The following is an 11,653-nucleotide window of genomic DNA, read 5'->3' as shown; positions in this document are numbered from 1 at the left end:
CGGAAATCACCACCGTTCCGTACGACAGCTACCAGAACGCGAAGCTGGATCTGCAGAATGGTCGTATCGACGGAGTATTTGGTGATACCGCTGTCGTGACCGAGTGGCTGAAAGCTAACGACAAGCTGGCGCCAGTGGGCGATAAAGTGACCGATAAGGACTACTTCGGTACCGGTCTGGGGATTGCCGTTCGTCAGGGCAACACCGAGCTGCAGCAGAAATTCAACGCTGCGCTGGAAAAAGTGAAGAAAGACGGCACCTACGAAACCATCTACAAAAAATGGTTCCAGAAGTAATTCCTGATGAATGAAATTTTTCCTTTAGCAAGCGCCGCCGGGATGACCGTCGGCCTTGCCGTTTGCGCACTGATTATCGGCCTCGTGCTGGCGATGTTCTTTGCGGTGTGGGAATCCGCGAAATGGTTCCCCGTCGCCTGGACAGGCTCCGCGCTGGTCACCGTGCTGCGCGGGCTACCGGAAATTCTGGTGGTCCTGTTTATCTATTTCGGTTCCTCACAGTTGCTGCTCACGCTGTCGGACGGCTTCACCCTCAATCTCGGCTTTGCGCAGATCCCGGTGCAGATGCAGATCGAAAACTTCGACGTCAGCCCGTTCCTGTGCGGCGTGATTGCCCTCTCCCTGCTCTACTCCGCGTACGCGTCGCAAACCCTGCGCGGTGCGCTGAAAGCCGTGCCGCAGGGTCAATGGGAGTCGGGTCAGGCGTTAGGTCTGTCGAAATCAGCCATCTTCTTCCGTCTGGTGATGCCGCAGATGTGGCGTCATGCCCTGCCGGGTCTCGGCAACCAGTGGCTGGTGCTGCTGAAAGATACCGCGCTGGTGAGCCTGATTAGCGTCAATGATTTAATGCTGCAAACCAAAAGCATCGCCACCCGTACTCAGGAGCCCTTTACCTGGTACATTGTGGCGGCGGCGATCTACCTGGTGATCACGTTGCTCAGTCAGTACATCCTCAAGCGTATTGACCTGCGTGCGACGCGCTTTGAACGGAGACCAGGCTGATGCTTGAATATTTCCCCGAGTTGATGAAAGGGCTGCATACCAGCCTGACGCTGACCGTGGCGTCCATTATCGTGGCGCTGATCCTGGCGCTCATCTTCACCATCATCCTGACGCTGAAAACGCCGGTGCTGGTGTGGATTGTGCGCGGGTACATCACCCTGTTTACCGGTACGCCGCTGCTGGTGCAGATCTTCCTGATTTACTACGGCCCGGGCCAGTTCCCGTCGCTGCAGGAGTATCCGGTTATCTGGCATCTGCTCTCTGAGCCGTGGCTGTGTGCCCTGATTGCCCTTTCGCTGAACAGCGCGGCCTATACCACCCAGCTGTTCTACGGAGCGATCCGCGCCATCCCGGAAGGCCAGTGGCAGTCCTGCGGGGCGCTGGGCATGAGCAAGAAAGACACGCTGGCGATCCTGCTGCCGTACGCCTTTAAGCGCGCCCTCTCCTCCTATTCCAACGAAGTGGTGCTGGTATTCAAGAGTACCTCGCTGGCCTACACCATCACCCTGATGGAAGTGATGGGTCACGGACAGCTGCTGTACGGACGCACCTATGACGTGATGGTGTTCGGCGCGGCGGGCGTGGTCTATCTGGTGGTGAACGGTCTGCTGACGCTGATGATGCGCCTGATCGAGCGTAAAGCGCTGGCGTTTGAGCGCAGAAATTAACCACGAAAATGCATAAAACGGTATTCATGAAGCGGGTAACCTGATGGGTTATTCGCTTTTTTTTGCGATAAAGATAATACTTAATCATTTTTATTGCATATAAATTCATTAACTGGCATTGTACATCCATGCCGCAGACACGGCGCATCAATAAGACAGACGGGAGCATTACAATGAAAAAGTTAGTTCTGGCCGCATTACTCGCCACCTTCGCCGCTGGCGCATCCGCAGCTGATAAAATCAATTTCGGCGTGTCCGCCACCTATCCACCGTTTGAATCGCTGGATGCCAGCAACCAGATCGTCGGTTTCGATATCGATCTGGCGAAAGCGCTGTGCAAACAGATGCAGGCCGACTGCACCTTTACTAACCATGCTTTTGACAGCCTGATCCCGTCGCTGAAGTTCAAAAAATACGACGCGGTGATCTCCGGGATGGACATCACGCCTGAGCGCAGCAAGCAGGTCGCGTTCACCGACCCGTACTACGCCAACTCGGCGGTGGTGATTGCGAAGAAAGGCGCTTATACCTCTTTCGATCAGCTGAAAGGCAAACGCATCGGGATGGAAAACGGCACCACGCACCAGAAATATCTCCAGGACAAACATCCGGAAGTGAAGACCGTGGCCTATGACAGCTACCAGAACGCGATTATTGACCTGAAAAATGGCCGTATCGACGGCGTCTTCGGCGATACCGCCGTGGTGAACGAGTGGCTGAAAACCAATCCGCAGCTGGGCACGGCTACCGAGAAAGTGACCGATCCACAGTACTTCGGCACGGGTCTGGGTATCGCGGTACGTCCGGATAACAAAGCCCTGCTGGAAAAACTGAACGGTGCGCTGAAAGCGATTAAAGCAGACGGTACTTACCAGAAAATTAGCGAGCAGTGGTTCCCGCAGTAAGATTTTTTTGCCGGGTGGCTCGGCCTATGGGGGTGGTAGTCTGTAGGCCGGGTAAGGCGAAGCCGCCACCCGGCAATTTCTCAGAGTGGCACAAAGAACCTGAACCGTGCTCCGCTCGCCGACTCCATCAGCCTGATCCCACCCCCGTGCAGCTCCAGCATCCGTTTAACAATCAGCAGCCCTAACCCGCCGCGATTCTCTCTCGACGCCTGAGTATTGAGCGCCGACGGCCGCTGGAACAGATCGTCGCGCAGCGCGGCATCCACGCCCGCTCCGCTATCGGACACTTCGACCTGCAGCCGTTCATTTTCCTGCCACACCGCCAGACGAATTTCCCCGCCGCCAGGCGTATGGCGCATCGCGTTATCCAGCAGGTTGGTTACTACGCGCTCGATCATCGACACATCGGCGTTTATCAGCGGCAACGGCCCCGGCACGTCAATATGCAGGTTGACCTCTCGCGTACGGGCGGTGAGCTCAAACTTCTGCGCCACGTCGGAAATCAGCTCTCCCATCGCGAACCGCTCGCGCTGGGGTTTAATACCGCCGTACTCCAGGCGCGCCAGCTCAAACAGCTGCTGCGAAAGATGACGGACCTTTTGTCCCTGGCGCAGCGCGGTGGCGAGATACTGCTGGTGCTCCTGCGGCGTCAGCGTGGCGGATTTGAGCGACAGGGTTTCGAGATAGCCCAGCAGCGAGGTCAGCGGCGTACGGAGATCGTGCGAAATATTGGCGATAAACTCCCGGCGCTGGCGATCGCTGTCGGCCAGCCGATCCCACTGCTGGGTGATTTTGCGCGCCAGCTCGATAAAACTGTTGCGCAGGATCGCCACCTCATCTTTTGCCGCCGCGTCCGGCGTCTGTGCCGCCAGCTGTCTGATAGCGCTTATGCTGTCTTGCTCCAGCCCGGCGACTTCCACCGTCAGCTGTTTAACCGGGCGCGTGACCCAGTACCAGACCAGTAAACCGGCCAGCAGGCCAAACAGCGCGACCCACAGCAGTGACCACAGGACGGTACTCCACAGCGCCTTATGCCAGGCCATCTCCGCAAGAGAATTTGACTCCTCGCCCTGCAAAATAATGTACAGATAGCCTTTTAGCTCGCCGTCCTGCCGCAGCGGCGTGGCGCTAAAGACTTTTTGATTTTGACTGCGCGGATCGTCGCCCAATACCGGCATGGCGGTGCCGCTGAGGAAGCTCTGCACCGGAGCCAGATCGATTTTTTGCCGCTGAATATGGCCCGGCGGTGCGGCATCGGCGAGGATATCGCCGTCCGGGGAGACAACGTAGAGCTCAACGCTCGGATTAAAGGTCATCAGCCGGCCAAACAGCGGTTTCAGCGCGCTGCGGTCAACCCTGCCCTGCGCGTCCAGAATTGGTTCGCGCTGAACAATCTGCTGCGCCAGCCCGCCAGACAAACGCTGCACCATCGCATTACCGTACTGCATGCTGCTGTAGAGCTGTACCGCGCAGGCGACGGCGGCGCAGAGCATCATCAGCAGGATGAAGAGCAGCGTCAGGCGCTGGCTCAGGCTAAAGCGGCGCATCATGATTTGGCTCCGCAAATTTGTAGCCCTTGCCCCAGACGGTGCGAACGATCTCCGGCTCGGCGGCGTCCTTCTCAATCTTGATGCGCAGGCGGTTGATATGGGTGTTGACGGTGTGCTCATAGCCTTCGTGCTGGTAGCCCCAGACCTGCTCCAGCAGCGCCAGACGGGAGAACACCTCGCCGGGATGACGGGCAAAGAAGTAGAGCAGTTCGAACTCGCGCGGGGTGAGATCCACCACCTGGCCGTGAAGCAGCACGCTGCGCGCCAGCGGATCGATGGTCAGTCCGTGAGCCTGAATTTGACCGTCGGTTTGCGCCTGCCCCATCGCCTGCTGGCGACGGAACAGCGCTTTGATGCGCGCAATCAGCTCCTGCACGGAGAACGGTTTTCCCAGATAGTCATCGGCGCCGGTTTCCAGCCCGGTGATGCGGTCGGTTTCACTGCTGCGGGCGCTGATGATGATCACCGGCAGGTAGCGCGTCATCTGACGGATGCGGCGGCAAATCTCCAGGCCGTCAACGCTGGGCAGCATCAGGTCGAGGATCACCGCGTCCCACGTCTGGACTTCAAGACGCTGCAGGGCTTTGCCCCCGTCGGGTTCGTGGGTAATGGCGTAGCCTTCGTCTTCTAAATTGAGTCGCAGAAGCGCCGCGATATCGTGGTCGTCTTCCACCAGCAGGATCTGCTTCATGGGTAAGCCTTCATTCATTTCTTATGACGTAAGCTTACCTGATTTCGCCGGGATGAAGAGTTCACATTTTGTTTAAGATTTTACGAGCAACGTCAGCACTTCATAGTGCGCGGTGTGCGGGAACATATCAAAAAGCTGAACGCGTTCAACGCGATAGCCCGGTAGTTGCGCAATGTCTTTTGCCATGGTCTGCGCGTTGCAGCTGGAATAGATGATGTACTCTGGCGCCATCTGGCTCAGGTAGTCGCACAGCGCATTGCCGATGCCGCGGCGCGGCGGGTTGACCAGCACCAGCTCAGGCACGTTGCCCTGGCCGGTCGCGAACTGCGTGGAGTCGAGCGCCTGGAAGTGCAGATTCGTTAACCCCAGTTCGGCGGCGGACTGCTTCGCGCAGGCAATCGCTTCGGCAGAGATCTCAATGCCGGTGAGCTGCATCTCCGGCGTGGCGCAGTGCAGGCCAAACCCGCCCACGCCGCAGAAGAGATCCCACATGTGGTGAACGTTCAACGCACGAACCCAGTCGCGGGCGGCGGCGTACAGGCTGCTTGCCACGGTCGGGTTGGTCTGGAAGAAGCTTTGCGGGCGGATCCACAGCGGCACCCCGTTGAAGCTTTCGGCCAGCGCGTGCTGGTCGGTGAAGAAAATCTCTTTCTCCCCTTCCATGATTGCCATATGCACGGGCTGAATGTTTGCCGTAATGACCTTCAGCTGCGGAAGCTGCGCCTGCAGCCACGGCAGCGCCGCGCGCAGCTGCTCCAGCTTGGTTTCAGAGCGCAGCACGAAGCGCAGCATCATGCCGCCGTCTTTCTGGCTTTCCGTCAGCAGAAGGTATTTCAGCTCGCCGCGCCTGCGGGCCACGCTGTAGGGCGTTAAGCCCGCCCGCGCGATAAACGGTTTCAGTGCGGCAAAGACAGGCTCAAACGAGTCGGGATACAGCGGGCAGTCGGTTAAGTCTTCCGGCGTGCCGTCGCGGTGCAGCATCCCCAGCAGCGGTTTTTCTACGCTGCCGCTGACCACCATTTTGGCTTTATTGCGAAACCCCTGTTCAGGGCCGCTGACGGGTGCGCACCACTCGCCCACCGCGTGTTCTGCCAGCAGCTGTTGCAGGTCGGCCATTTTGGCGGTGAGCTGTTGAGGGACCGGATGTTCTATCCACTGACAGGAGCGGCAGCGTCCGGCGTCATAGAGTGCGCACTGCATATGAAAACCTTAAAAATCACGAGGGCTGCGATTATACACATTATTGCAGGCGGAAGAATCTCCGACTGGAAGCCGGAACGAAGAGTAGAAAGAGCACCAGCATGTCCGGCAGTTTTTGCATAAACAGCGCGCGCAGGATCTCGCGTTTGGATTCACCGGCGATGCTGAACAGCTCCGGGTAGCCATACCCCAGCGAGGCGGCCCACAGATAGCTTGCGGCGGTAATTTGCGTCAGCAGATAGACCCATCGCGCCCAGTTGCGCCCTTTAACCAGCGAAAACGCGCAGTAGATCTCGATAAACACCAGCATCAGGCTGCTCAAAAAGACCAGCGTCAGATTCCACGTCTGCACGCTGCGGTGAATGAATTCACCGATGCCGCGCACGCCCAGGGTGTTGAGAATCATCAGCACGTCCAGGCAGCGGATCATAATAATGGCGAGCGCCGCCACCTGAACCAGCGCAGGGACGTTAGGACGCGCGTGCGTAATACGTGATTTTTTTAATAATCCCAATGTTTTACTTCCCTGAAAAACAGTGCCGCGTCATGCGCGGCACATCACTGGAAATTTTAAATCCTTCAGCCGCGTCTTGCACGCTGGATATCGCGCACGCGCTGTTTTTCCGCGCGCGCCATCAAATACCAGGCGATAAATCCGACAATTCCGACCACGCCGAGGATGATAGAGGCCAGGGCGTTGATCTCCGGGTTGACCCCCATACGCACGCTGGAGAAGACCAGCATCGGCAGCGTGGTCGCCCCCGGACCGGAAACAAAGCTGGCGATCACCAGATCGTCGAGCGACAGGGTAAACGCCAGCAGCCAGCCGGAGATCACCGCCGGCATAATCATCGGCAGGGTGATGATGAAAAAGACCTTCAGCGGCGTCGCGCCGAGATCCATCGCCGCCTCTTCAATGGAGCGATCCAGCTCGCGCAGGCGCGAGGAGATCACTACCGCTACGTAGGCCGTACAGAAAGTGACGTGCGCCAGCCAGATGGTGAGCATGCCGCGATCTGCCGGCCAGCCGATGGCGTGCGCCATGGCCACGAACAGAAGCAGCAGCGCGAGACCGGTGATCACGTCCGGCATGACCAGCGGGGCGGTAATCATAAAGGCGAAGCCGTTCGAACCGCGAAAACGCCCGAAACGCACCATCACCAGCGCGGCGATCGTGCCCAGCACCGACGCCATGGTCGCCGCCAGCGCCGCAATGGTCAGGCTCAGCCCCACCGCGCTCATCATTGCATCATCGTGGAACAGCTCGCTGTACCAGCGCGTCGACCAGCCAGCCCAGACCGTCACCAGCTTGGAGCTGTTAAACGAATAGATCACCAGCATCAGCATCGGCGCATACAGGAAGGTAAAGCCGATGACCAGGATCGCAATTCGCCACGGGGAGCGCACTACCGGTAAGTTGTTCATCCGCGATCTCCCATCTGTTTCTGCTGATGCTTGTGGAACCACATGATCGGCACGATCAGCAGCAGTAACATGATAATCGCCACCGCTGACGCCACCGGCCAGTCGCGGTTATTAAAGAACTCCTGCCACAGCACGCGACCAATCATGATGCTGTCTGGCCCGCCGAGCAGTTCCGGGATCACAAACTCCCCCACCGCCGGGATAAAGACCAGCATCGACCCGGCAATAATGCCGCCTTTGGTCAGCGGGACGATGACGCTGAAGAAGGTTTTTAACGGACGGGCGCCGAGATCGAGCGACGCTTCCACCAGCGAGTAGTCAATACGGGTCAGCGCCGTGTAGATCGGCAGCACCATAAACGGCAGATAGGCGTACACAATACCGATATAGACCGCGAGGTTGGTGTGCAGGATCGTCAGGGGCTGATCGATAACCCCGAGCCACATCAGGAAGTTGTTCAGCACGCCGTTGTTTTTCAGGATCCCCATCCAGGCGTAAACGCGGATCAGGAACGAGGTCCACGACGGTAAGATTACCAGCAGCAGCAGGATGTTGCGGGTTGACGGCTTGCTGTGCGCCACCGCCCACGCCAGCGGGTAACCCATCACCAGACAGCAGAGCGTCGAGATGGCGGCCACCTGCAGCGACTGCAGATAGGCTTCGAAATAGAGCGGGTCGTCGGTGAGCTGCAGGAAGTTACCCAGGTTTAAGGTCAGCGTCAGCTGCCCGTCGGCCCAGTCCAGCAGGTTGGTGTAAGGCGGGATTGCCCGCGCCATTTCCGCCAGGCTTATCTTGAAAACAATCAGGAACGGCAGCAGGAACAGCAGGATCAGCCACACGTACGGCATGGCGATCACCAGCTTGCGGCCGTGGTTCATCTGCATTCGCGTCAGCCACTGGGCAAAACTGCCCGGTTTACCTGCGCGGGCTGGAGGTTCAAGTGTACTCATTGGCCGCTCCTTATACCGTCAGCACAACGCAACTGTCTGCATCCCAACACAGGCGCACTTCGTCGCCCCAGGTCGGCTGCCCCTTGCGGTAGCGATGTTCGTTCTGTAACTGCGCGCTGAGCATCTGCCCGCTTTTCAGGCGCACGTGATAGATGGAGAGGTCGCCAAGATAGGCAATGTGCACCACTTCGCCGACGGCAAAGTTATAGCCATCGGCAGGCGGATCCTCACAGAGCATGATCTTCTCCGGACGCAGCGCGACGTAGACAGGCACGTTATCCACCACGGAGTTATCCGGATCGACCTTCAGCGGATGCTGCAGCCCCGGCGATTCGATGACCAGACCATCTTCCTGACGATCTTTCAGCAGCCCTTCGAAGACGTTGACCGAGCCGATGAACTCCGCGCTGTAGCGGGTGGTTGGATGCTCATAAATCTCTTCCGGCTCGCCAATCTGCACGAACTTCCCGCGGTTCATGATGGCGATACGTCCGGTCATGGTCATGGCCTCTTCCTGGTCGTGGGTAACCATCACGCAGGTCACGCCCACGCGCTCGAGGATATCGACCACTTCAAGCTGCATACGGTCGCGCAGCTTTTTATCCAGAGCGCCCATCGGCTCATCAAGCAGCAGCAGTTTCGGGCGTTTTGCCAGGCTTCGGGCCAGGGCCACGCGCTGGCGCTGGCCGCCGGACAGCTGGTGCGGCTTACGCTTGGCGAACTCCTGCATGTGCACCAGGCTCAGCATCTCGGCCACGCGCGCGGTAATTTCAGCCTTCGGCAGCTTGTCCTGCTTCAGGCCAAAGGCGATGTTCTGCTCCACCGTCATGTGCGGGAACAGCGCGTAGGACTGGAACATCATGTTAATCGGGCGCTGATACGGCGGTACGCTGGAGAGATCCACGCCGTCGAGCATGATCTGCCCGGCGGTGGGCTGTTCAAAACCGGCCAGCATACGCAGCAAGGTCGATTTACCGCAGCCAGAAGCTCCCAGAAGAGCAAAAATCTCGCCTTTATAAATCGTCAGGCTGACGTCGTCCACGGCATGCTGGCCATCGAAAGATTTAGTGAGGTTACGAATTTCAAGAAGCGGGGTCAGCGCTTTACGGACTTTCGCCTGCGGGCGGGGGATCGCGTCATTCACGGGGTGCTCTCCGGCAGAAATCAAATCATGGTGCAGGCGCACCAGAACGGTGCGCCTGTTGCCGGGGGCACTTCGCTTGCCCGGCCTGTAACAAAGGGTTATTTACCGCTTTTCACCTTGGTCCACGCACGGGTACGTACGCGGTCAATTTTTGGATCCTGGACTTTCAGGGTGAAGAGCTTGGCGAACACATCCGCTGGCGGATAGATAGCCGGGTTATTCCGGATTTCTTCGCTCACCAGCGGCACGGAGGCCTTGTTACCGTTCGCGTAGTAAACGTGGTCGCTGATGTGGGCGATCACCTCAGGACGCATCAGGTAGTTGAGGAACTGATACGCTTCATCTTTGTTTTTCGCATCAGCCGGCATCGCGAAGACGTCGAAGAAGGCCAGCGCCCCTTCTTTCGGAATGAAGTAGGAGACGTTCACACCGTTTTTCGCCTCTTTCGCGCGGTTAGCCGCCTGCCATACGTCCCCTGCCCAGCCGATCGCGACGCAGATGTCGCCGTTCGCCAGGTCGTTGATGTACTGAGATGAGTGGAAGTAACGAATGTTTGGACGCAGCTTCAGCAGCAGATCGGTCGCCGGGCCAGTGTAATCATCGGCTTTATTGCTGTTCGGATCTTTGCCCAGGTAGTTCAGCACGGTTGCGAAAATCTCTTCCGGCGCATCGAGGAAGGAGACGCCGCAGCTTTTCAGCTTCTCAAGGTTTTCCGGCTTAAGCACCACGTCCCAGCTGTCCAGCTTCACGTCCGGGCCCAGCGCGGCTTTGACTTTATCGACGTTGTAGCCGATACCGGTAGTCGCCCACAGGTAAGGCATGGCGTATTTGTTGTCCGGATCATGCTTGGCCACCAGCTTCAGCACTTCCGGATCGAGATTTTTCCAGTTCGGTAATTTGCTCTTATCCAGCGGCTGGAAGACGCCTGCCGTCAGCTGACGCTCGAGGAAGCTTGCGGAAGGCACCACGAGGTCAAACCCGGTGCTGCCCGCCATCAGTTTTCCTTCCAGCACTTCGTTGGAATCGAACACATCGTAGACGACTTTAATGCCGGTCTCTTTTTCAAAATTCGCCACCGTGTCCGGCGCAATATAGTCAGACCAGTTATAAACGTGCAGCGTTTTTTGTTCCGCAGCGAGCGTGCCGGCAGAGACGGCCATCAGAGCACCCGCAACCAGACCCGATAACCATTTTTTATTCAAGGCGATCATAGTGTTATTCCTTCTGAAAGCTCGTTAACAAACGAACTAAAACTGTGCAATCTGAATGTATGCAAAAATCATGCATAGTTTGTCGCTCTGCTCAAAATAAAAAGAAACCTCTTTACCCGGCAGCTTCCGCTCGCTTTTTGAAGCATCGCAAGAATAACTGTAGCCCGTGTCTGCGGCTATAGCCCAGACGAAAAAACGCCTTTTATCAATTTTTTATGCAGGTTAAGTCTACGTGATAAGCCGAAACGGCCTTCAGGGAGGTGAATAATTCTTTAAAGAAAGGTTAAAAGCAGCAGAAAAAATGGCCTTCTGCAGCCGCTATGGCAGCGACTGCGCAAAAGTCAGACAGGCTTAGTGAAGAAAATTGGGAGATGCATCATTATTCTCTGCATCATCTTCCGCGCTATACAGCAGATGGTGTGCATTGGCTTCCATCATGACCATCGAAATTTGCTCTTCGCTCAGGCGCATAAACCATGAGAACTGCTTGAACGACAGCCCGGCACCGGAGAATAAAGACTGGCAAACGACCAGTTTTGGCAGATTATCATCCTGTATGTCGAGAAATGCTTTCACCGTCAAAGAACTGGCGTTAATCGCTGACAGGTCGGAAGCCAGCGCCAGCAGCGCAGAGGGCTTCACTTCGGCCAGCGCTGAGAAAAGGATCACGTCGTTGATCAGATCGATTTTGGCATCGAAAATGCCGTCGAAATTCTGCATATGAGGCAGATGCAGCGCCTGGCAGGAATCGCATTCGAAAAACGTAATTCCGGCATCATCAAGCCATTGACGTAACGTATCCAGTGTAGGTACGACCTGTAAATCCATCGCGTTGCAGCCTCTTTAATAAAAACTTCACATAGGGTACTTAAAAAGCGCGCGGTAATCCA

13 protein-coding genes are annotated in these 11,653 nt (G+C 57.2%); 4 read left to right on the top strand and 9 right to left on the bottom strand.

The window, feature by feature from the left end; all coding sequences use genetic code 11:
• From ACWYRJ_RS02800 to artJ, 4 genes are all read left to right on the top strand, one after another.
• Positions 1-296 (top strand): transporter substrate-binding domain-containing protein (locus ACWYRJ_RS02800; protein WP_455507377.1); only part of this gene is annotated, 296 nt, incomplete at its 5' end.
• Positions 297-302: 6 nt separating this feature from the next.
• Positions 303-1,019 (top strand): arginine ABC transporter permease ArtQ, encoded by a 717-nt coding sequence (gene artQ / locus ACWYRJ_RS02795; RefSeq protein WP_025756069.1) that lies wholly within the window; start codon positions 303-305, stop codon positions 1,017-1,019.
• Entirely contained in the window at positions 1,019-1,687 is a 669-nt protein-coding gene (artM, locus tag ACWYRJ_RS02790; protein ID WP_023310940.1) for an arginine ABC transporter permease ArtM, read from the top strand. Before artQ ends, artM begins: the two co-directional genes overlap by 1 nt.
• A gap of 173 nt (positions 1,688-1,860) precedes the next feature.
• Entirely contained in the window at positions 1,861-2,592 is a 732-nt protein-coding gene (gene artJ / locus ACWYRJ_RS02785; RefSeq protein WP_021240923.1) for an arginine ABC transporter substrate-binding protein ArtJ, read from the top strand.
• An 80-nt stretch (positions 2,593-2,672) separates the two neighbouring features.
• Here artJ and ACWYRJ_RS02780 read toward each other — a convergent pair whose 3' ends face one another.
• The 9 genes from ACWYRJ_RS02780 to ACWYRJ_RS02740 all read right to left on the bottom strand — a co-directional run bounded on the left by ACWYRJ_RS02780 (position 2,673) and on the right by ACWYRJ_RS02740 (position 11,591).
• On the bottom strand, positions 2,673-4,142 hold the full coding sequence (locus tag ACWYRJ_RS02780) for a sensor histidine kinase (RefSeq protein WP_111963882.1): 1,470 nt from the start codon (positions 4,140-4,142) through the stop codon (positions 2,673-2,675).
• Positions 4,126-4,833 carry a response regulator transcription factor gene (locus ACWYRJ_RS02775; RefSeq protein ID WP_455507376.1) on the bottom strand — a complete coding sequence of 236 codons (708 nt, stop codon included), beginning with the start codon at positions 4,831-4,833 and terminating at the stop codon, positions 4,126-4,128. Before ACWYRJ_RS02775 ends, ACWYRJ_RS02780 begins: the two co-directional genes overlap by 17 nt.
• Positions 4,834-4,905: 72 nt before the next feature.
• On the bottom strand, positions 4,906-6,033 hold the full coding sequence (gene rlmC / locus ACWYRJ_RS02770) for a 23S rRNA (uracil(747)-C(5))-methyltransferase RlmC (protein ID WP_455507375.1): 1,128 nt from the start codon (positions 6,031-6,033) through the stop codon (positions 4,906-4,908).
• Between the two features lie 40 nt (positions 6,034-6,073).
• Entirely contained in the window at positions 6,074-6,547 is a 474-nt protein-coding gene (locus ACWYRJ_RS02765; protein WP_111963879.1) for a YbjO family protein, read from the bottom strand.
• 65 nt (positions 6,548-6,612) lie between these two features.
• A complete protein-coding gene (gene potI, locus ACWYRJ_RS02760) occupies positions 6,613-7,458 on the bottom strand; it encodes a putrescine ABC transporter permease PotI (RefSeq protein WP_100122374.1) in 846 nt (281 codons plus the stop codon).
• Positions 7,455-8,408, bottom strand: coding sequence for a putrescine ABC transporter permease PotH (gene potH / locus ACWYRJ_RS02755; protein WP_111963878.1), 954 nt, complete (start codon positions 8,406-8,408; stop codon positions 7,455-7,457). The genes potI and potH overlap by 4 nt, the downstream gene beginning before the upstream one ends.
• Positions 8,409-8,418: 10 nt before the next feature.
• Entirely contained in the window at positions 8,419-9,552 is a 1,134-nt protein-coding gene (gene potG / locus ACWYRJ_RS02750; protein ID WP_455507374.1) for a putrescine ABC transporter ATP-binding subunit PotG, read from the bottom strand.
• A 98-nt stretch (positions 9,553-9,650) separates the two neighbouring features.
• Entirely contained in the window at positions 9,651-10,763 is a 1,113-nt protein-coding gene (gene potF, locus ACWYRJ_RS02745; protein ID WP_008503444.1) for a spermidine/putrescine ABC transporter substrate-binding protein PotF, read from the bottom strand.
• A gap of 351 nt (positions 10,764-11,114) precedes the next feature.
• A complete protein-coding gene (locus tag ACWYRJ_RS02740; RefSeq protein WP_014169308.1) occupies positions 11,115-11,591 on the bottom strand; it encodes a YbjN domain-containing protein in 477 nt (158 codons plus the stop codon).
• Positions 11,592-11,653: the final 62 nt, after the last annotated feature.

Source organism: Enterobacter sp. (assembly GCF_977039595.1).
Note: the sequence above shows the minus strand (reverse complement) of the source record. Positions and strands in the feature narration are given on the sequence as shown.